General features: G+C 73.1%; 21 protein-coding genes. 6 read left to right on the forward strand and 15 right to left on the reverse strand.

Translation table 11 applies throughout. The features are described 5' to 3' along the window. Positions 1-32: 32 nt before the first annotated feature. Positions 33-422, reverse strand: coding sequence for a hypothetical protein (locus tag IEY96_RS04225; protein ID WP_189193438.1), 390 nt, complete (start codon positions 420-422; stop codon positions 33-35). Between the two features lie 166 nt (positions 423-588). Here IEY96_RS04225 and IEY96_RS04230 point away from each other — a divergent pair, with 166 nt between their 5' ends. Further along, a complete protein-coding gene (locus IEY96_RS04230) occupies positions 589-1,938 on the forward strand; it encodes an ABC transporter substrate-binding protein (RefSeq protein WP_189193439.1) in 1,350 nt (449 codons plus the stop codon). 57 nt (positions 1,939-1,995) lie between these two features. Here IEY96_RS04230 and IEY96_RS04235 read toward each other — a convergent pair whose 3' ends face one another. Then, a complete protein-coding gene (locus tag IEY96_RS04235) occupies positions 1,996-2,739 on the reverse strand; it encodes an enoyl-CoA hydratase/isomerase family protein (protein WP_189193440.1) in 744 nt (247 codons plus the stop codon). Continuing rightward, positions 2,736-3,593, reverse strand: coding sequence for a 3-hydroxyacyl-CoA dehydrogenase family protein (locus IEY96_RS04240; protein ID WP_189193441.1), 858 nt, complete (start codon positions 3,591-3,593; stop codon positions 2,736-2,738). The genes IEY96_RS04235 and IEY96_RS04240 overlap by 4 nt, the downstream gene beginning before the upstream one ends. A gap of 167 nt (positions 3,594-3,760) precedes the next feature. On the opposite strand from IEY96_RS04240, the gene IEY96_RS04245 reads away from it, so the two are divergent. Next, positions 3,761-4,048 carry a hypothetical protein gene (locus IEY96_RS04245; RefSeq protein ID WP_107075368.1) on the forward strand — a complete coding sequence of 96 codons (288 nt, stop codon included), beginning with the start codon at positions 3,761-3,763 and terminating at the stop codon, positions 4,046-4,048. 36 nt (positions 4,049-4,084) lie between these two features. Here the strand turns inward: IEY96_RS04245 and IEY96_RS04250 are convergent, their stop codons facing one another. After that, positions 4,085-4,861 carry a class I SAM-dependent methyltransferase gene (locus IEY96_RS04250; protein WP_189193442.1) on the reverse strand — a complete coding sequence of 259 codons (777 nt, stop codon included), beginning with the start codon at positions 4,859-4,861 and terminating at the stop codon, positions 4,085-4,087. Positions 4,862-4,974: 113 nt separating this feature from the next. Here IEY96_RS04250 and IEY96_RS04255 point away from each other — a divergent pair, with 113 nt between their 5' ends. Next, entirely contained in the window at positions 4,975-5,352 is a 378-nt protein-coding gene (locus IEY96_RS04255; RefSeq protein WP_189193443.1) for a PPOX class F420-dependent oxidoreductase, read from the forward strand. A 94-nt stretch (positions 5,353-5,446) separates the two neighbouring features. Here the strand turns inward: IEY96_RS04255 and IEY96_RS04260 are convergent, their stop codons facing one another. Together IEY96_RS04260 and IEY96_RS04265 are read right to left on the reverse strand one after the other, a co-directional pair. Then, complete coding sequence (locus IEY96_RS04260) at positions 5,447-5,656, reverse strand: BldC family transcriptional regulator (RefSeq protein ID WP_007073996.1); 210 nt, start codon at positions 5,654-5,656, stop codon at positions 5,447-5,449. Between the two features lie 259 nt (positions 5,657-5,915). Next, entirely contained in the window at positions 5,916-6,755 is an 840-nt protein-coding gene (locus tag IEY96_RS04265; RefSeq protein WP_189193444.1) for a DUF8083 family protein, read from the reverse strand. 175 nt (positions 6,756-6,930) lie between these two features. Between IEY96_RS04265 and IEY96_RS04270 the strand changes: the two genes are divergently transcribed. Both IEY96_RS04270 and IEY96_RS04275 read left to right on the forward strand, forming a co-directional pair. Beyond that, positions 6,931-8,013, forward strand: a complete 1,083-nt coding sequence (locus IEY96_RS04270; protein ID WP_189193445.1) for a Glu/Leu/Phe/Val family dehydrogenase — start codon at positions 6,931-6,933, stop codon at positions 8,011-8,013. Positions 8,014-8,315: 302 nt separating this feature from the next. Then, positions 8,316-8,531, forward strand: a complete 216-nt coding sequence (locus IEY96_RS04275) for a DUF3073 domain-containing protein (RefSeq protein WP_189193446.1) — start codon at positions 8,316-8,318, stop codon at positions 8,529-8,531. Between the two features lie 143 nt (positions 8,532-8,674). Here the strand turns inward: IEY96_RS04275 and amcA are convergent, their stop codons facing one another. The 5 genes from amcA to IEY96_RS04300 all read right to left on the reverse strand — a co-directional run bounded on the left by amcA (position 8,675) and on the right by IEY96_RS04300 (position 13,375). Beyond that, a complete protein-coding gene (gene amcA / locus IEY96_RS04280; protein ID WP_189193447.1) occupies positions 8,675-8,911 on the reverse strand; it encodes a multiple cyclophane-containing RiPP AmcA in 237 nt (78 codons plus the stop codon). Beyond that, a complete protein-coding gene (amcB, locus tag IEY96_RS04285) occupies positions 8,880-9,983 on the reverse strand; it encodes a cyclophane-forming radical SAM peptide maturase AmcB (RefSeq protein ID WP_189193618.1) in 1,104 nt (367 codons plus the stop codon). The genes amcA and amcB overlap by 32 nt, the downstream gene beginning before the upstream one ends. Positions 9,984-10,107: 124 nt before the next feature. Next, a complete protein-coding gene (gene purM / locus IEY96_RS04290; RefSeq protein WP_189193448.1) occupies positions 10,108-11,262 on the reverse strand; it encodes a phosphoribosylformylglycinamidine cyclo-ligase in 1,155 nt (384 codons plus the stop codon). Between the two features lie 60 nt (positions 11,263-11,322). Continuing rightward, positions 11,323-12,852, reverse strand: coding sequence for an amidophosphoribosyltransferase (purF, locus tag IEY96_RS04295; RefSeq protein ID WP_189193449.1), 1,530 nt, complete (start codon positions 12,850-12,852; stop codon positions 11,323-11,325). A 169-nt stretch (positions 12,853-13,021) separates the two neighbouring features. Beyond that, a complete protein-coding gene (locus IEY96_RS04300) occupies positions 13,022-13,375 on the reverse strand; it encodes a sterol carrier family protein (RefSeq protein WP_229791370.1) in 354 nt (117 codons plus the stop codon). A 103-nt stretch (positions 13,376-13,478) separates the two neighbouring features. On the opposite strand from IEY96_RS04300, the gene IEY96_RS04305 reads away from it, so the two are divergent. After that, entirely contained in the window at positions 13,479-15,611 is a 2,133-nt protein-coding gene (locus tag IEY96_RS04305) for a carboxypeptidase regulatory-like domain-containing protein (RefSeq protein ID WP_373293501.1), read from the forward strand. A 111-nt stretch (positions 15,612-15,722) separates the two neighbouring features. Here the strand turns inward: IEY96_RS04305 and IEY96_RS04310 are convergent, their stop codons facing one another. From IEY96_RS04310 to purS, 4 genes are all read right to left on the reverse strand, one after another. Continuing rightward, positions 15,723-16,472 (reverse strand): 2-phosphosulfolactate phosphatase, encoded by a 750-nt coding sequence (locus tag IEY96_RS04310; protein WP_189193620.1) that lies wholly within the window; start codon positions 16,470-16,472, stop codon positions 15,723-15,725. 10 nt (positions 16,473-16,482) lie between these two features. Further along, positions 16,483-19,203, reverse strand: a complete 2,721-nt coding sequence (gene purL, locus IEY96_RS04315; RefSeq protein WP_189193451.1) for a phosphoribosylformylglycinamidine synthase subunit PurL — start codon at positions 19,201-19,203, stop codon at positions 16,483-16,485. Positions 19,204-19,270: 67 nt separating this feature from the next. Beyond that, positions 19,271-19,954: a phosphoribosylformylglycinamidine synthase subunit PurQ gene (purQ, locus tag IEY96_RS04320; RefSeq protein WP_091264340.1), complete on the reverse strand. Its 684-nt coding sequence runs from the start codon at positions 19,952-19,954 to the stop codon at positions 19,271-19,273. After that, positions 19,951-20,214, reverse strand: coding sequence for a phosphoribosylformylglycinamidine synthase subunit PurS (gene purS, locus IEY96_RS04325; RefSeq protein ID WP_091315782.1), 264 nt, complete (start codon positions 20,212-20,214; stop codon positions 19,951-19,953). Before purS ends, purQ begins: the two co-directional genes overlap by 4 nt. Between the last annotated feature and the right edge of the window lie 32 nt (positions 20,215-20,246).

The raw sequence follows: 20,246 nt of genomic DNA on the forward strand, positions 1-20,246 counted from the left end.
GAGCTATCACAGCCAGGGGCCGGGACGGGCGGTCAGCCCGCCCGGCTGCGCAGCGTGGCGACCGTCGAGCCGGCGAGGGTGAGCAGGCAGTCGGGCAGCAGCCCGTCGGCCGCCGCGGCCCCGAACAGCGCCTCGCCGGTGTCGGCGTCGTCGTTGGCGTACGCGCTGACGAAGCGGGCCACCCAGCGGGTGTCGTAGTCGGCCTGGTCGATCCCGGGAAAGTCGAGCACGGCGCCGCCCCCGGGGGCGTCCTCGCCGACCATCGTGGCGGCCAGGCACCAGGCCACCCCGTACGCCCCGGCGAGCCCGGAGCGGTCCACCACGGCGTCGAAGGTGTCCACCACGCCGGCGCCGTCCCCGGCCAGCGCCGAGCGGAGCACGGCGGTCGCATCGTCCAGCGTCTGCTGTGCCTCGTCGCTCACCTGCCGAACAGTAGTTCCGGGGGTCAAGCGGTGACCCCGGATCGGCCTCGCCATCACGCAGAGTGATACCAGCAGTCGGGGTGCCGACGGACCGACCTCCACGGTCCCGCGCGCCGCGCCGGCACGCTAGTGTGCGCAGCGGACCCTCGCCGGAGGAAGGACGACAATGCTCAGATCTCGCGCGTCGCGTGCGGCCCTGTCCACGGCCTGCGCGGCGCTCCTGCTCGCCACCAGCGCCTGCGGGAGCGACAAGCCCGAAGAGGCGGCCGACACCCAGGTGCGCCTCTACGGCACCGACGGCAACATGCTCAATTCCTACGCGGATGGGCTGAAGGACCGCGCGGACCTCGTCAACGGCATGAAGGGCACCACCCCGCTCACGCCGCTGCCGGAGAGTTTCAAGGATCGGCTACGCACCGTAGACCCGAAGCTCAAGGACTACCTCTACGCGGCCGAGACCTACGACGCGATCGCGATAAGCGCGCTGGCCGCCCAGCTCGCCGGCACGACCGAGCCGGGCGAGATCGCCAAGCAGATCGTCGGAGTGACCACCGGCGGCCAGCGCTGCGAGGAGGTGGCGACCTGCCTCCAGCTGGCCCGCGCCGGCCAGGACATCGAGTACCGCGGGGTGTCGCTGAACCGGGCCGGGTTCACCGACGTCGGTGAGCCGGCCACCGCGAGCTACGCCACCCTGCACTTCGACAACCGGCAGATCGACGACGGCAAGACCGAGTTCGTCGGCGCCGGGAACGATTCGGGGGCGAGCACCAAGACGCCGCCGCGGGGCAAGAAGTCGCGTCCGGGCAAGTCCTACAAGGAGGACGGCTCCCCGCTGGTGCTCGGCGGCCTGCTGCCGAAGACCGGCGACCTGGCCCTGGCGTACCCGCCGATGGCGGCCGGCGCGGTGCTGGCGATCCGCGAGATCAACGCGGCGGGCGGCGCCCTCGGCGAGCCGGTGGTCTGGATCGACGGCGACGACGGCACGGACCCGAAGGTGGCGAAGGCGACGGTGGCCTCGCACGTCCAGCAGGGCGTGCACGTCATCATCGGTGCGGGCGCGTCCGGCATCTCCCGGGCCGTGCTGCCCGACGTGGTGGCCGCCGGCCGGATCCTCTTCTCCCCGTCGAACACCGACGCCGGGCTGAGCACGGTGGACGACAAGGGCCTCTACTTCCGGACGGCCCCGCCGGACAGCCTGCAGGGTCGGGCGCTGGCCGACGTGATAATGCGCGACGGACCGCACAAGATCGCGATCGTCGCCCGCAAGGACTCCTACGGCGAGGGCCTCCAGGAGAACGTCCGCGCCGAGCTGGAGCGGGCCGGCATGGGCGCCGACAAGGTCAAGCTGCTCTCGTACGTGCCCCCGGAGGGCGCGTCGCCGCCGCCGGTGGACTTCTCCAGCGGGGCCAAGGAGATCAAGGACTACGGGGCGGATGCCGTGCTGCTGATCGGCTTCGGTGAGTCGGCGAAGGTGATCACCGACCTGGCCGACGCCGGGGTGCAGATCCGGAACTGAGACGACGACGAGGGCCGCACCGGGCGAACCGGTGCGGCCCTCGTCGTTTTCCGTCGATCAGCGGGAGCGGCGCCGCTCCAGGAACTCGGTCATCCTCCGGTGCTTCTCCTCGTCCTCGAAGAGCACCGCCTGGCTGAGCAGGTCGAGCTGCGGGTGAGCGGCCGCCGGGGCGTCCACCGCGAGCTTGGTGAGCCGCAGCGCCAGCGCCGAGCCCTTGGCCATCTCGTCGAGCAGGCCGTGCGCGGTGGGCAGCAGCTCCGCCGGCTCGGCCACGACCCGGTTGACGAGCCCGATCCGCAGCGCCTCGTCGGCGTCCACCCGCCGCCCGGTGAAGAGCAGTTCCTTGGCCCGGGCCTCCCCGACCAGCGCGGGCAGCCGGTAGGTCGCGCCGGCGCCGGCCAGGATGCCCAGCCGCACCTCGGGCTGGCCGAACACCGCCCGCGCCGTGCACACCCGCAGATCACAGGCGTACGCCAACTCGGCGCCGCCGCCCAGCGCCGGGCCGTCCACGGCCGCCACGGTGGGCATCGGCAGCGCCCGGATCCGGGCGAAGGCGGCCTGGTTGATGGCGGCCAGCGCGTCCAGCCGGCCGCGTTCGCGGAGCTGGGCGATGTCCGCGCCCCCGGCGAAGATGCCCTCCGTCCCGCCGGTGAGCAGCAGCAGCCGGGGCCGTGCCTCCAGGTCGGCGCAGACGGCGTGCAGCTCGGCGATCAGGTCCGCGTCGATCGCGTTGCGCTTCTCCGGCCGGTCCAGGGTGACCACCAGCCGGTCCGGCAGCTCCTCGATCCGCAGCCCGCTCATTGCTTGACGCCGCCTTCCCACGTGTAGAAGCCCTGGCCCGACTTCTTGCCCAGCCGGCCGGTGGCCACCATCTCCTCCAACAGCGGCGGCGGCGCGAAGCGGTCCCCGTACGCGGCCTGGAGGGTGCGGGCGATGTCGAGCCGGACGTCCAGCCCGACCAGGTCGGTCAGCTCCAGCGGGCCGACCGGGTGCCGGTAGCCGAGCACCATCGCCTTGTCGATGTCGGCGGGGCTGGCGACCCCGTCGGCGACCATCCGGATCGCCTCCAGGCCGAGGGTCACGCCGAGCCGCGAGGTGGCGAAGCCGGGCATGTCGCGTACCACGACGGGGTCCTTGCCCAGCCGGCCGGCGAGCGCGACGGCCGCCTCGGTCGTCTCCGGCGCGGTGGCGGGGCCGACCACGACCTCGAGGAGCGCCATCGCCCAGACCGGGTTGAAGAAGTGCAAGCCCAGGAAGTCGGCCGGCCGCTCCAGCCCCTCGGCCAGCTCGGCGATGGGGATGCTGGACGTGTTGCTGCCGAGCAGGGCGGGCCGGCGGCCCTCGGCGTCCCGCAGCACGGCGCGCTTGAGGTCGAGCCGCTCGGGGACCGCCTCCACGATCACGTCGGGGCCCTCGGCCACCTCGGCGAGCCCGGCCCGCAGGGTGACCCGCTCGCGGTTCGCCGTCGCCGCCTCGGCAGTCAGCTTGCCGCGCTGCACGCCGCGCTCCCACAGCTCGCCGAGCCGACGCAGGGCGTCGGCGCCACGCGCCGGGTCCACCTCGACCAGCTCGACCGCGTACCCGGCGCCGGCCGCCACGTAGGCGATGCCGAGGCCCATGGTGCCGGCCCCGACGACCACAAAACGACCACTCATCGATGTCCCTTCGCCGCGGACCGGTGACGGGCGGGGTCTCCGCCGCGCCGGACGAGTCCGCTCGCTAGCTCCTGGGTGCGACCCTATGCAGGGCCGGCCCGCGGGGCATGCGTGGGGGCGCGCCGGATCGGGTACAGACGGCCGTCAACGCCGACGGAAGGATCGAGATGAGCCAGGCACCGGAGAGCGCGGAGGGCACCGAGACCGTGGAGACCCGCGGCGACGAGCGGGTGGACCTGCTCCGCGCGGACACCAACAACGACGGGAAGACCGACGTCTGGGTGGTGGACACCGACGGCGACGGGAAGGCCGACCTGTTCCAGTTCGACACCGACGGCGACGGCAAGGTGGACATCACCATGGTCGACATCGACGAGGACGGCACCCCGGACGAGGTGGTCGACGGCGACGGCGGCCTCCCGCCCGAGCAGACCACCCCCACCGTGCGGGTCTGACGCGTACGCCGGCGGGCGCCCCGGTGCCCGCCGGCCTCAGGCCAGCCGCAGGGTGGCCAGGTAGTACGGGTGGTCCTGGTCGTCCACGTCGACCAGTCGCCACGGCGAGCCGTGGACCAGTTCGGCGAACTCCTCGACCGAGCACACCAGATAGTCGAACCACTCGGTGCCGAGCAGCCGGTAGCGCAGCCGCAGCCGGAGTTGCCCGCCCAGCCGCCCCCGCCGCCGGTTCAGCTCGTGGTAGCCGGTGTGCACCGGATCAGTGGTGCCGTACGGGTCGGTGCCGTGCGCGATGACCTGCGCGCCGGGGCGGGCCAGCGCGGCGAGCGCGGCCAGCAGGGCGGGGGCCCGTTCGCGGCCCTCGAACAGCCCCAGGTTGTTGCCGAGCAGCAGGAAGGTGTCGTAGCGCCGGCCGTCGGCGACGTGCTCGTCCACCGTCCCGAGCACCAGGTCGCGTACGCCCCGGTGCCGGCTGACCCGCAGCGCACCGACCGAGGTGTCCAGGCCGGTGACCGGCACGCCGCGCTCCTGGAGGTGCAGCGCGATCCGGCCGGCCCCGACGCCGATGTCCAGCACCTGCCCCCGCACCCGGTCCACGGCCCGGTGGTCGTACGGCTGCCACCGCTGCGGCGGGTCCAGGTAGTGCTCGGCGGGGGCGCCGTTGACCAGCCCGTCGTCACGCTCGATGATCTCGATGACCGGCCGGGGCAGCCGCCCGCCGACCAGCGGCCGGGGCCCGATCCCGGTGGTGACCGCGTACGCGTCGCGGATCATCTCGCCGAACACGTCGCCGATCGTGGGTTCCCCGGTCACGGCGCTGTCTCTGTTCGCGACTGCGGGGCTCGCAGACCCGGCTCGCTCCTCGCGCTCACGGCGATCACGGTATCCGGGCTCTCCCCGCCTGTCGCGGCCGTATCCTGAGCGGCGTGACAGACCTGGACCGCCTGGCGGCGGAGAAGTACGTACTGCTCACCACGTTCCGCAAGGACGGCCGGGCGGTGCCGACTCCGGTCTGGGCGGTGCGCGACGGCGAGGCACTGGCGGTGTGGACGGTGTCGGACTCCGGCAAGGTGAAGCGGATCCGGCGCGACGGCCGGGTCACGGTGGCCGCGTGCGACGTGCGCGGCCGGCCGCACGGCGAGGCGGTGCCGGGGCACGCGACGATCAGCGACCCGACGGGGACCCGGCGGATCCGGGGCCTGCTCAAGCAGAAGTACCGGCTGATCGGCCGGCTGAGCCTGCTGGGCAGCCGGCTACGCCGGGGCGAGAGCGGCACGGTGGGCCTGCGCATCGTGCTCGACTGAGCGAACCGGCCCCGGACACGATTCAGGGCGGCGGATCGTCGCTGTCGCGACGTCCCACCGCCCCTGATCGAACGCCTGAGAAAACGTCCGGCCGTCAGTCCCCCTGACGCTGCTGGGGAATCTGCCCCTGCAGCAGGGCGCGAACCTCCGACTCGCGGTAACGGCGGTGGCCGCCCAGGGTCCGGATGGCGCTGAGCTTGCCAGCCTTGGCCCACCGGGTCACCGTCTTCGGGTCGACACGGAACATCGACGCCACCTCGGCCGGTGTGAGTAGCGGCTCTGGTTCGTGCGTTCGCGATGCCATCGGGGTCACTCCTCCACATGTATAGACATCGGCCGGGGTCCCGCCGGCCGACGCGTCTCCCATGGTCCGGCTAGTCCCCGATGTCCGACATGGGCCGAACGGCTGAAGGTCCCTAGACGGACGGATGAACCATGCCCGATTTTTACGACTTTTATGCCGCAGAATCTACCTTATTCGGACTCATGATCACGGTTCGTGATGCGTCAACTACGAGACAGTCTCGCATCGAGAGGGCTCAACCCGGGCAAACCCGGCGGCCCTAGTTGCAGCGCTCCAGCAGCTGCACGGCACGCCAGCGGGCGACCAGCTTGTCGTACGCCGCCGACGCCTCCTCCGCCTCGCCCCGGGAGAGCCCGGCCAGCCCGGCCGCGACCAGCTCGGTCGAGTCGTCGGCGGCGAGCGTCTCGTCGGGCAGCAGCTGCACGAGGCCGCCGTAGTCGAGCTCGACCACCGAGCGGGGGTGGAACTCCTCCAGCCAGCGGGCGGCCTCCTCGACCGCCTCGGTGATCGGCGCCTCGCCGACCGACTTGCGCAGCACGGACAGCGCGCGGGACGACCGGCGGCGCGCCTTGGAGATCTCCGTCCGGTAGCGCAGCGCCCGCCGCTCCGGCTCGGTGACCAGGTGCCGCTCCTGCGGGTCGAAGAGCACGAACCAGCGCAGCGGCACGCCCCAGGTGGCGATCTGCTCGTGCACCCGGGGCACCCCGTGCTCCAGCACCCGCGCCCCGCTGCGCCAGTCCTCCACCACCGCCTTGGCCTGGCCGGCCAGGACCGGCGGGACGAACGCGTCGGCCAGCACCGAGGGCACCCCGTCGCGGGCGCTCAGCGCCGCCTCGGCGACCCGGATCCGCAGGTTCCACGGGCAGACGAGCAGGGTGTCGTCGGCCTCCAGGACGTACGCCTCCTCGGGCAGGTCGGGCAACCGGGTCCAGCCCGCGCCCAGCGCCTCGATCACCGCCGTCCGCTGCCGGACCGGCCCCTCCAGCGGGGCGACCGCCCGGCCCTCGTTGACGTAGCGGCGCCAGTACGACTGCCGATCGCGATCGAAGGCGGTCAGCGGCTCGTACACGCGCAGGTATGAGGCGAAGAGCGACGGCACGGCGACGATCCTCCCACGAGACGGGACTTGTCCGCCGCCGCCGTCACGAGGCGTCGTGACGTGCGCGACAGTACGGCTGCGGCCGATATTAGGCTCAGCAGCACCGGCACCATCCCGCCGGCGCGCCACCAGGTTCCGCGCCCCACAAGGGCGCACACCGACACAGGAGTCAGCCATGGGCGTATTCGCCAGCACCGACGACCCGGGATCGACCGGTCACGAACAGGTCGTCTTCTGCCAGGACAAGCAGTCCGGCCTGAAGGCGATCATCGGGATCTACTCCACCGCGCTGGGCCCCGCCCTCGGCGGCACCCGGTTCTACCCGTACGCCACCGAGGACGAGGCCCTCGCCGACGTGCTCGACCTCTCCCGGGGCATGGCGTACAAGAACGCCCTGGCCGGCCTCGACCTCGGCGGCGGCAAGGCCGTCATCTGGGGTGACCCGGAGCAGATCAAGAGCGAGGCGCTGCTGCGCGCCTACGGCCGCTTCGTGGAGTCCCTGGCCGGGCGCTACTACACCGCCTGCGACGTCGGCACCTACGTCGCCGACATGGACGTGATCGCCCGGGAGACGAGCTACGTCACCGGCCGCAGCGTGGAGCACGGCGGCGCCGGCGACTCCTCGGTCCTCACGGCCTGGGGCGTCTTCCAGGGCATGCGGGCCGCCGCCGAGCACGTCTGGGGTACCCCGAGCCTGGCCGGCAAGCGGGTCGGCGTGGCCGGCCTGGGCAAGGTCGGCAAGTACCTGACCGGCCACCTGCTGGAGGACGGGGCGGAGGTCGTGGCGACCGACGTCAACCCGAAGGCGCTGGAGTGGGTGCGCGCCACCCACCCGCAGGTCACGCTGGTCGACGACACCGCGGCGCTGGTCGCCTCCGACATCGACGTGTACGCCCCGTGCGCGCTGGGCGGCGCCCTGAACGACGACACGGTGCCGGTGCTGCGCGCGAAGGTGGTCGCCGGGGCGGCCAACAACCAGCTCGCCCACGCGGGCATCGAGAAGGTCCTCGCCGACCGGGGCATCCTCTACGCCCCCGACTACGTGGTGAACGCCGGCGGCGTGATCCAGGTCGCCGACGAGATCGAGGGCTTCAACTTCGAGCGGGCCAAGCTGCGGGCCACCCGGATCTTCGACACCACCCGGGAGATCCTGCGGCTCGCCGACGACGAGGGCGTCCCGCCGGCGGTGGCCGCGGACCGGCTCGCCGAGCGGCGGATGGCCGAGGTCGGCCGGCTGCGCACCATCCACCTGCGCTGAACGTCACCCCGGGGGCGGGCACTCGCCCCGCCCCCGGACCGCGCCGGCTCGGGCGCCGGCGTTAAGCTGGCGATTGGGATGTTTCGTGCCGGTTTGACCGGTGTCATGGCCGGCCCCGGTGCCCACTCCTTACCGGGTACACTTTGTGACGGCCGGATCACTGCGACGCGCAGGGCCGGTTGACGGTAACCCGAGGTGCCGAACGGTGGCATCCCCATGTACCGTAAGAGCCACGAGAGATGCCTGACGTCATCGGGGCCCGCCTTCGGGCTGCCCCGCATTCTGTGCGAGGGGGTCGAGCCATGGGGCGCGGCCGTGCTAAGGCCAAGCAGACGAAGGTGGCCCGGGAGTTGAAGTACCACTCCCCGAACACCGACCTCACCGCCTTGCAGCGCGAGTTGGCGGGTGCTGGTAAGTCTGAGCACAACTTCGACGACGACTACAAAGAGTATGTCGACGACGACGATGAGGATCACGCGGACGACGACCCGGACACCTGGGTCCGTCCGACCCGCTGACCTCCGGTCGCATCTGAGCACGCGGTGACTCCCCGCGTGCTCACGCATGTGCCCATCCAACGCGGCGCACCGACGATCAGGGGCCTCGCCGTCCCGGAGCCACTCCGGCCGACCGGCAGGTCCCTGATCGCGGACGCGTACCCTCAGCGGGGCCGGTTGTTCCAGTTGTAGAACGTCGGGATGTTCTCGAAGTGGTTCCAGGCGCACACCGCGCTGGCCCCGTCGCCGCCCGACACCTCCGCCCGCAGCAGGCGCGCGGCCTCGGCCTCGTGGAGAAGTGCGGTCAGTCCGGCGGCGGCCTCCCGCACGCGGTCCACGACGGGATCAGGGGCGGCTCCTCCGAGACGCTCAGGCTGCCGGTGACTCGTGGTCTCGGGCATGCTCCAACACTCCCTCCAGTAGGCGGATCTTGCTGTTGCGGCAGTGCTCGGTCTCCGTACCGTCAAAACGCCCCAGCTCGAAGTAGCGGTTGGCCGCGTGGCCGCCGCCGCAGAAGCCGAAATAGGGGCAGGAGGACCGGCACGCCTCCACGCCGGTGAGGAACTCGCCCACCCAGGGCGTCCGCCCGGCGCCGGCCAGGATCTCGGCCAGCGGGGTGGTCAGCACGTTACCGCTGCTGAAGTCGCCGTAGTGCGGGTCGGTGAAGCCGGCCAGCTCCGGTGAGAGCACCACCACCGAGCCGTTGTGGCCGACCGTGGGGATCGGGTCGAGCCGGCGGGGCAGCAGGTCGTCCGCCGTGCCGGCCAGGACGGCTCCGGCGTACCGCAGCGACCATTCGACCTCGCGCAGGTGGATCCGGGGATCCCGGCGCCAGGCGCCGACCAGCTCCGCCCAGAACCCGGTCACCGCGGCCGCGTCCCGGGCGTTCGAGCGGGTGTTCACGCCCTCGGTCTCCTCGATGTTGATCCCGAGCACGTCGCAGCCGAGGTCGAGGAAGTAGTCGTAGAGCTCGGTGGCCAGCCCCGGCTCCGGCCGGGAGACCACGGCCAGCGCCGAGAAGGGCAGCCCGTGCCGGCGCAGCGCCGCCACCCCGGCCAGGATCCGGTCGTACGCCGGCCGGCCGCCCCGGGTCACCCGCTCGCCGTTGCGGTGCCGGGGGCCGTCCACGCTCACGCTGACCCGGATCCCGTGCTCTACGAAGAACGCACACCAGTCGTCGTCGATCAGCGTGGCGTTGGTCTGGACGTGGTGCTCCACGGCCGGACCGAACGGGGCCAGCAGGGCCGCCAGGTGCTCCCGGCCGGCCGCGAGCGGCTCACCGCCGTGCCAGACCACCGAGAAGCGCCCGGAGGCCGCCCAGGGGTTCACCGAGGCCGCCACCGCCTCGGCGACGGTGGGCGGCATCCGCCGATCCACCGCGCGCAGCGGCAGGTAGCAGTAGACGCAGTCGAGGTTGCAGAGCGTCGTCGGCTGCATCACCACGTAGGAGGGGACGGCGGCGATGCCCCGCATTCCGGTGTGCGTACGCGCAGCCATCAACCCTCCCCCGCCTAGCCTGAACCGCCCTTCAGGCTAGGCGGCGGTGACCACTCGGGTGAACCCCCGATCAGGTGCCCGGATGATCACCGGAGAGTGATCACCCGCGGGTGTGCTGACCGATCATCTGCACGTTGCCGGTGCCCTCGATGATCTCGCCGGCCTGCCAGGCGTCGACGCCGCGGCCGGTCAGGGTGGCCAGCGCGCGATCGGCGTCCTCGGCGGAGACGATGGCGAACATGCCGACGCCCATGTTGAACGTCGCCTCCATCTCCGGGTCCTCGATCCGGCCCTTGGACTGGATCAGGTCGAAGATCGGCTGCGGCTTCCAGGTGGAGCGGTTGACCACCGCGTCGACGTGCTCGGGCAGGACCCGGACCAGGTTGCCGGGGATGCCTCCGCCGGTGACGTGGGCCAGCGCCCGCACCTCGGCCTCGGCGATCAGCTTGAGGCAGTCCTGCGCGTAGATCTTGGTGGGGGTCAGCAGCTCCTCGCCGAGGGTGCGCTGCCGGCCGAAGTCCTCGATCACCACGTCCAGCCGCATCCGGCCGGCGCCCAGCAGCACGTGGCGGACCAGCGAGTAGCCGTTGGAGTGCAGGCCGGAGGAGCGCATGGCGATCACCACGTCGCCCACCTCGACCCGCTCCGGGCTGAGGATGTCGCTCTCCTCCACCACGCCCACGCCGGTCGCGGAGATGTCGTACTCGTCGGGACGCAGCACGCCCGGGTGCTCGGCGGTCTCGCCGCCCAGCAGGGCGCAGCCCGCGTAGCGGCAGCCGTCGGCGATGCCCGCGCCGATCTCGGCGACCTTGTCCGGGACGACCTCGCCGGTGGCGATGTAGTCGAGCAGGAACAGCGGCTCGGCGCCGCAGGCCACCAGGTCGTCGACCACCATGGCGACCAGGTCGATGCCGACCGTGTCGTGGATGTCGAGCTGCTGGGCGATCACCAGCTTGGTGCCCACGCCATCGGTGGAGGAGGCGAGGATCGGGTTCTTGTACTTCTTCGTGTCCAGCCGGAACAGGCCGGCGAAGCCGCCCAGGTCGCCCATGACCTCCGGGCGCCGGGTCTGCCGGACCTTGGACTTCAGCAGCTCGACCGCGCGGTCGCCCGCCTCGATCGACACCCCGGCGTCGGCGTACGAGACCGAGCGTTTGCGCTGCGTACGGCCGGACCCCGCCGACCAGGGCTGGCGGTCGCCGCCGGCGCCCGTCGGGCTGGATCCTGCGCCGCTGCGCTCGGACACGTGCGTCACGGTTCTCCCCTTTGTGGTTCCCGCGGGCCGGTCGGTCCGGCCGGACCCGCGTCGGTGGTGCTACGGGCGGTTGCTCGGCGTGGCGACGAGCGCGGCGGTGGTTGCGGCGGTGGGCTCGGACGCCTCGGCGGCGACCCGGCGGCCCACTCCTTCGAGCACGTGCTTGCCGATCAGGTTCCCGGCCGGCAGCTCGATCGGGTATTCCCCGTCGAAGCACGCCCGGCAGAGCCGGGTCTTCGGCTGCTCCGTCGCGGCGATCAGGCCCGGGAGCGATACGTAGCCCAACGTGTCGGCCCCGATCGACCGGCGGATGCCCTCGTTGTCCAGCCCGTTGGCCAGCAGTTCGGCGCGGGTGGCGAAGTCGATCCCGTAGAAGCAGGGCCAGCGGACCGGCGGCGAGGAGATCCGGACGTGGACCTCCAGCGCCCCCGCCTCGCGCAGCATCCGCACGATGGCCCGCTGGGTGTTGCCGCGGACGATCGAGTCGTCCACCACCACGATCCGCTTGCCGCGGACGTTCTCCCGGAGCGGGTTGAGCTTGAGCCGGATGCCGAGCTGGCGCAGGGTCTGCGAGGGCTGGATGAAGGTGCGCCCGACGTACGGGTTCTTCATCAGGCCCTGGCCGTAGGTGATGCCGGACTCCTCGGCGTAGCCGATCGCGGCCGGCGTGCCGGACTCCGGCACCGGGATGACCAGGTCGGCCGCGACCGGGTGCTCCTTGGCGAGCTGGCGGCCGATCTGCACCCGGGCGGAGTGCACGTTCCGCCCGGCGATGGTGGCGTCCGGGCGGGCGATGTACACGTACTCGAAGAGGCAGCCCTTGGGCTCCGGGGCGGCGAACCGGCTGGACCGCAGCCCGTCCTCGTCGATGGCGATCAGCTCGCCCGGTTCCACCTCGCGGACCACGCTCGCGCCGACGATGTCCAGCGCGGCGGTCTCGCTCGCCACCACCCAGCCGCGCTCCAGCCGGCCGAGCACCAGCGGGCGGACGCCGTGCGGGTCGCGGGCCGCGTAGAGGGTCGACTCGTCCATGAAGACGAAGCTGAACGCGCCGCGCAGCTGGGGCAGCACCTCCAGGGCGGCCGCCTCGACGGAGAGGTCGGGTCGGCTGGCCAGCAGCATGGTGACCAGCGAGGTGTCGTTGGTCGAGCCGTCGGAGTCCAGGCCCCGCTCGGCCACCTCGCGCTGCAGATCGGCCGTGTTGACCAGGTTGCCGTTGTGGGCCAGCGCGATCGTGGTGCCGGCGCTGGTCGCCCGGATGGTCGGCTGGGCGTTCTCCCAGGTCGAACCGCCCGTGGTCGAGTAGCGCGCGTGCCCGATCGCGACGTGCCCGCGCAGGCTGGCCAGGGTCGGCTCGTCGAAGACCTGGGCGACCAGGCCGAGGTCCTTGTAGACCACCACGCCCGAACCGTCGCTCACCGCGATGCCCGCGGCCTCCTGGCCGCGGTGCTGGAGGGCGTAGAGCCCGAAGTAGGTCAGGTTGGCGACCTCTTCCCCGGGCGCCCAGACGCCGAAGACGCCACACGCGTCCTGGGGGCCGGGTCGCTGGGGGTCAAGGTCGTGGCTCAGCCGGCCATCGCCTCGGGGCACCTGCCGCTCCCTCTTGCTGGGGTCTGGACTGGCCTGGCGGAGGTCGGGGGGCAAGCTCCGCACGGTGGGCCGGGGACCGTCGTCGCCTCACAGTGTACGCGAACAGCAGACGGCACCGACAGTCACGATTTGCCCGCTCAGCGTGACCGCCGGGGACGCATCGCCGCAGCTAGAGCGGGAGGTGCTCGGAGAGATCCGCCCGGATGCCGGACACGCGTACGCGACCCTCGGTGACGGCCTCCGCCCAGCCGAGGCGGCCGGTGGCGAGCGCCAGCCAGGTCGCCGGGTCCATTTCCACCACGTTCGGGGGCGTTCCACGGGTGTGTCGCGGTCCCGCCACGCACTGCACGGCACCGTAGGGTGGAACCCGCACCTCCACCGATCGGCCGGGGGCGCGCTCCGCGAGGACGGCCAAGAGGGTACGGACCGCCTCCCGGAACACCGGCCGTTCGGGCGTACGCCCCTCATCCAGCGCCGTCAACGTTGCCGCGACCGCGGCCGAATAAGTGTGCGGAGAGGACACGACGGGACGATACGACCCCGCGGCATCCCGGTCGACGCTGGCCCTGGGTAGAGATGATCCGGTCAGACAAGGCATAGTTGCCGACGGCGTATTCGTACCGTGAGTGATCACCCCGGCCGGACCGGCCGGCGGGGAGGGTCAGACCCGGAAGGCGGTGGACGTGTCAACACACCGACGTGCCTGGAAGCAGCGGGCCGGTGTGGTCGTAGCGCTGGTCTTCGGCGCGCTGCTCGCCGTCCCCGCCACACCCGCCTCGGCTGCCAACCCGGACGTGCAGATCACCAACCTGCCGACCGGCACGTTGCAGAGCGGCCAGCAGACCAGGATGACCTTCAGCGTCAAGAACAACAACGACGTTCCGACGGTCTTCAGCATCAACGTCGGCACCTTCAACGGCCTGAACTGCCAGGGCGAATGCAGCGTGCCCGCTCGACCGATCCAGCCCGGCCAGACAGAGTCGATCACCGTCACACTCGTGGCGGACAACATCGCCCAGGGCACGACCAAGTCCGGGCAGGTTCGGGTCAGCGCCAAGGCTGGCGGTGACCAGGCCAGCGACGCTCGCGACATGACGGTTCAAGGTCAGGCCGCGCCACCGACTCAGCAGCAGACGCAGACCGTGAAGTCGATCTCCGGCAAGGTGGTCGTCGCGGCGAACAGCGAGCCGATCGCGGGCGCCGTGGTCATGCTCCGGGACAGCCAGGGCAAGCAGCGCCAGGCCAGCACGGACGGTAGCGGCAACTTCCGGTTCACCGGCTCGACCTCGGACCCGATCGCCCCCGGCCGGATCGACCTGGGCGCGAACAAGGACGGCAAGATCGGCACCAAGTCGTTCGACGCCGCGGCCGGCCAGTCGGTGACCGGCCTGCGGGTCAGCGTGCCGATCCAGGTCGAGGCCAGCCCGAGCCCCACCCCGTCCGCCAGCGACGAGGCCCTGCCGAGCGACGAGGCGACCGACGAGGCGACCGACGAGCCGGCCAGTCAGGCGCCGGCCGCCCAGCAGCCGGCCGCCAACGAGGACTCCGGCGGCTTCGGCTCCTGGCTGCTGATCCTGCTCGGCGGCCTCTTCGTTGCCGTCGGTGTGGGCACCATCGTGCTGCTCTACATGCGGCGCAAGAACGAGGACGGCGACGGCGACGGGGACGGCCCGCACGGGCCGACCGGACCCGGTGGCCCGGCCGGAGCGGCCGGCGCGGTGCCGGGTGCCCGGGGCGCCTACCGGGGCGCGGACGACCAGACCCGCGTGGTCAACGGCATGGGCGCCGGACCGGCGCCGACCATGGTCGGTGGCACCTCGCTGAGCGACGCGCCGACCATGATGCACCGCCCGGTCGTCGACGACGTGCCGCCGGACCCGTACGGCGCGCCGCCCGGCCCCGCCTACGGCGCCGGTGCCGGTGCCGGTGCCGGTGCGGCCGGCTGGGCCGGCAACGGCTACGGCGACGAGGCTCACGGCCAGGGCGGCTACGGCGGCGGCGACAACGGCTACGGCGCCGCCCCGGCCTCGGGCGGCGGCTACGGCGCCGCCCCGGCCTCGGGCGGCGGCTACGGCACCGCCCCGTCCTCCGGTGGCGGCTACGGCAGCCGGGACTACGGCGCCGGCGCCGCCGGTTACCCGCCGGCCCAGGGCGGCGGCTACGGCAACGAGCGCTACGACGAGCCCACCGGCCGCTACACCGGCGACAGCACCCAGTACGCGCCGCCGGCCGACCCGTACCCGACCAGCACCTACCAGCCGGACCAGGCCCGGGGCTACGACCAGCCCGGCCAGGGCCAGTACGGCCGCGGCCCCGAGCAGGGCGGCAACGGCTACGGCTCCGGGGGCGGCTACGGCGCACCGGCGGGTGGCTACGACAACGCTCCCGCGGGCGGCTACGGAAACGCCCCGGGCGGTGGCTTCGACGGCGCACCGGCCGGTGGCTACGACAGCGGCCAGACCGGTGGCTACGACAGCCGCCAGGCCGGCTACGACGGCGGCCAGCAGGGCGGCTACGACGGGTACGACCAGCGCGGCGGCTACGGCGGCGGCAACGGTTACGGCCAGCCGCAGCAGGGTGGCTACGGCCAGCCGGGCGGCTACGGCCAGGAGCAGCCGCCGCAGCAGCGCGGCGGTGGCTACGACAACCAGGGTTACGACCAGGGTGGCTACTACGCCGACCCGGCCGAGGCGGGCCGGGGCCGACCGGACGCCCCGCAGGACCGCGGCGGCCGCCGCCTGGACTGGCTGGACGACTGACCGGCCAGCGCGCGAGCGCCCTGATCGAGCACGACGAAAGTGGCCGCCCGGCTGAGCCGGGCGGCCACTTTCGCGTAGCGGTTGGTTGAGGAGTGCGAGGGGGGGCCGGCCTCAGGCGGCGGCGAAGTAGCCCTGGCGCAGCACCGGCACCACGTCGGAGACGCCGACCTCGACGGCGACGGCCACGTCCTGGGCGAAGCCACCCTCAATGAGTTCCCGGCCGGAGACGCAGCCCCGGACCGCCGCCGGCACGTCGGGCGTGCTGGCCAGGGCGGCCAGGGCCATGGCCGCCTCCACCGAGAGCCCGCCGGGCACCCCGGACAGGGCGTCGAGCACGCTGGCCGCGCCGAGCTGGTCCTCCACGCCGGGGCGCAGCGACCCGTCGGGCCAGCGTTCACCGGCGGCCACCACACCGACCGGGGCGTCGGTCGAGCCGTACCCCTGGGCGCGGAGCCAGCGCCCGACGGCGCGCGCGTTGCGCAGGCACGCCGCGACCACCGGCACGCCGGTGGCACTCGCGGCGGCGCTGATCGCCGAGCCGTTCGGCGACGGCAGCACCAGGTCGGCGACGACCGGCGCGGTCCGCAGCGCCGCCGGGGAGAGCGACCACGGGTGCTCCGGGGTCGTCTTCCGGCGGCCGACCGCGGCGACGGCACCGACGCGGCGGGCGTAGTCGGCGGCCTGCTCGCCCCACGGGAACGGGTGCACCCGCATGCCGCGGCTGACCGCCACCTCCACGGCGGTGGTGAACGAGAGCACGTCCACCACCACCAGGGCGGCGCAGACCCGGCCGAGCTCCGCGGCCCCGCTCAGCCCCCAGTCGAACCGGGCGCCCGCGCCGGGTTGGGCGAAGACAGCCAAGGCCAGGGCCTCAGCGCTGATCCGGCGCGGGGCGCTGGTCGGTGTCACCGGTAGCCGTCGCGGAGCCGTCCGGGCCGGGCGCCGCCTCGGGGGCGTCGCCGGCAGCGTCGGTCGTGACGTCGGCGACCTCCGCCGGAGCCTCGTCCGTCGCGGTGTCGTCGGCCGCCGGAGCGTCCGCGACCTCGCCGGGAACGGCCGCCTCGACCTCGGTCTCCGCCGGAGCGGAGCCGGCCCGCGCGATCGGCTCGGCGTCGACCTCGGCCGGGTCGACACCGACCGGCTGCTCGGCGGTGGCCGGCAGGACGGTGGTGGTCCCGGTGCGGGTGGCCTCCACCTCGACCCGGGCCGCCTCCGCGCCGCCGAAGAGGCGCGGCAGGGTGGCGGTGTGCGCCTCGCGCAGCTCGTCGAGGCCGATCCGGAACTGGCCGTGCACCTCCAGGGCGCCGCCGGCCGGGTCGGTGACCCCGATGAACTCCCACGGCACCCCGCGCTCGGCGCAGAGGGCGGTGAACGCCTTCTCGTGCCCGCGCGGCACCGACACCAGCACGCGGCCGGCGGACTCGCTGAACAGGAAGACGAACGGCATCGATCCGCCGGCGAAGTGCTCCGGCAGCACCACCCGGGCGCCGACCCCGCGCCGCAGGCTGGACTCGACCAGGCTCTGGGCGAGACCGCCGTCGGAGAGGTCGTGCGCGGAGCTGAGGTGCCCGACCCGGGCCGCGTCGGCGAGCAGCTCGGCGAGCTGCCGCTCGCGGGCCAGGTCGACCTGCGGCGGGATGCCGCCCAGGTGCTCGTGGGTCACCCAGGCCCACTCCGAGCCGGAGAGCTCGACGTGCGTCTCGCCCAGCAGGAAGAGCTGGTCGTGGTCGCCGGCCGGCCGCGGCACGAAGCCCATCGGCACCCGGTCCGCCACGTTGTCCAGCACGCCCAGCACGCCGACCACGGGGGTCGGGTGGATGGCCGCCGCGCCCGTCTGGTTGTAGAAGCTGACGTTGCCGCCGGTCACCGGGATGCCCAGCTCCAGGCAGCCGTCCGCCAGGCCGCGCACGGCCTCGGCGAACTGCCACATGACGCCCGGGTCCTCCGGCGAGCCGAAGTTGAGGCAGTTGGTGACGGCGATCGGCTTCGCGCCGGTCACCGCCACGTTCCGGTACGCCTCGGCCAGCGCGAGCTTCGTCCCGTGGTACGGGTCGAGGCGCGCGTACCGGCCGTTGCCGTCGACGGAGAGGGCCACGCCGAGGCCGGTCCGCTCGTCGATCCGGATCACGCCGGAGTCCTCCGGCTGGGCGAGCACGGTGTTGCCCAGCACGTACCGGTCGTACTGCTCGGTGACCCAGGTCTTGTCGGCCAGGTTCGGCGACGCGATCATGCGGAGCAGGGTCTCCCGGAGCGCCTCCGGGTTGCTCGGCCGGGGCAGCGTCTCGGCCCGGTCGGCCTGGAGCAGGATCAGGTCGGCCGGCTCGCGCATCGGGCGGGCGTAGACCGGCCCGTCGTCGACCAGCGACCCCGGCGGCACGTCCACGACCATCTGGTCGCGCCAGGTGATCAGCAGCCGGCCCGGCTGGCCGTCCGGCGACGGCGGGGTGACCTCGCCGATCGCGGTGGCGAGCACGCCCCACTTCTCGGCGGTCTTGAGCACCGCCTCCAGCTTGTCCGGCGCGACCACCAGCAGCATCCGCTCCTGGGACTCGCTGGCCAGGATCTCGTGCGGCTCCATCGAGGGCTCGCGCAGCGGCACCCGCTCCAGCCAGACGCGCATGCCGGTGCCGGCCGCGGCGGCCGTCTCGGTGAGCGCGCAGGTCAGGCCGGCGCCGCCGAGGTCCTGGATGCCGACGACCAGCTCGGCGTCGTACAGCTCGAGGCACGCCTCGATGAGCAGCTTCTCGGTGAACGGGTCACCCACCTGCACGGACGGGCGGCGCTGCTCGCTGCCCTCGTCGAAGGTGGCGCTGGCCAGCACCGACACGCCGCCGATGCCGTCCCGGCCGGTCTTGGCGCCCATCAGCACCACGACGTTGCCGGGGCCGGCGGCCTCCTTCTTCTGCAGCCGGTCGACCGGCAGCACGCCGAGGCAGAGCGCGTTGACCAGCGGGTTGCCCTGGTAGCAGGGGTCGAAGACCACCTCGCCGCCGATGTTGGGCAGGCCGAGGCAGTTGCCGTAGCCGCCGACGCCGGCCACCACGCCGGGCAGCACGCGGGCGGTGTCCGGGTGGTCGGCCGCGCCGAAGCGCAGCGGGTCCATCACGGCGACCGGGCGGGCGCCCATGGCGAGGATGTCGCGGACGATGCCGCCGACGCCGGTCGCCGCGCCCTGGTACGGCTCGACGAAGCTCGGGTGGTTGTGCGACTCGACCTTGAAGGTCACCGCCAGCTCGTCGGAGACCTGGACCACGCCGGCGTTCTCGCCGATGCCGGCCAGCAGCCGGTCGCTCGGCGGCGCCTTCTCACCGAACTGGCGCAGGTGCACCTTGCTCGACTTGTAGGAGCAGTGCTCGCTCCACATGATCGAGTACATGGCCAGCTCGGCCTGCGTGGGTCGGCGGCCGAGGATGTGCCGGATCCGGTCGTACTCGTCGTCGCGAAGGCCCAGCTCGGCGTACGGCTGGAGCTCTTCGGGGGTGCCGGCGGCCCGGGGCACGGTGTCCACGCCGAGGGCCCAGTCCTCGGCCGGGCCGGCCTGCGGCACCACGCCCGGCGTCTCCCGCAGGGCCGGGTCCGGATGGGTGGTCATGACCTCTCCTCGCTGCGCTCGCCGCCGTGGCGGCGGGTGAGCCGACCGATGATCCCGCCGCGCACGGTCACGCCGGGGCCCCCACCAGGTGCTTGAGCACCGAGGTGAAGAAGCCGAGGCCGTCCAGGGAGGGGCCGGTGAGGGCCTCCACCGCGTGCTCGGGGTGCGGCATGATGCCGACCACGTTGCCGGCCTCGTTGGTGATCGCGGCGATGTCGCGCTGCGATCCGTTGGGGTTGCCGCCGACGTAGCGGGCGACGACGCGGCCCTCGGCCTCCAGCCGGTCCAGCGTGGCCGGGTCGGCGACGTAGCAGCCCTCGCCGTTCTTGACCGGGATGAGCACCTCCTGGCCGGGCTGGAACGCGTTGGTCCAGGCGGTGCCGACGGCCTCGATCCGGAGGACCTGGTCGCGGTTGCGGAAGTGGAGGTGCTGGTTGCGGGTGAGCGCGCCGGGCAGCAGGTGGGCCTCGCAGAGGATCTGGAAGCCGTTGCAGATGCCGAGCACCGGCAGGCCACCGCGGGCGGCGTCGACGATCGAGCCCATCACCGGGGCGAACCGGGCGATCGCGCCGCAGCGCAGGTAGTCGCCGTAGGAGAAGCCACCGGGCAGGACGACGGCGTCGACGCCGTGCAGGTCCGGGTCGCCGTGCCAGAGCCGGACCGGTTCGGCGCCGGCGATCCGGACGGCCCGGGCCGCGTCCCCGTCGTCGAGCGAGCCGGGGAAGGTCACCACACCGACCCGCGCGGTCACGAGCGCGCGTCCGCGGTCTCGTCGGCCTCGACCAGGTGGACGGTGAAGTCCTCGATGACCGGGTTGGCGAGCAGCTTGTCGGCGATCTCCCGGGCCCGGTCCAGGTCCGGTTCACCGGTGAACTCGATCTCGATCCGCCTGCCGATCCGGACCGAGGCGACGTCGCTGACGCCGAGCCGGGGCAGCGCGTTTGCGACGGCCTGGCCCTGAGGATCGAGGATCTCGGGCTTGAGCATGACGTCGACGACGACGCGAGGCACGGGGCACTCCTGACTGTGTACGCAGTTGGGTG

The organism is Micromonospora fulviviridis, from assembly GCF_014648395.1.
Taxonomy (GTDB): domain Bacteria; phylum Actinomycetota; class Actinomycetes; order Mycobacteriales; family Micromonosporaceae; genus Micromonospora; species Micromonospora fulviviridis.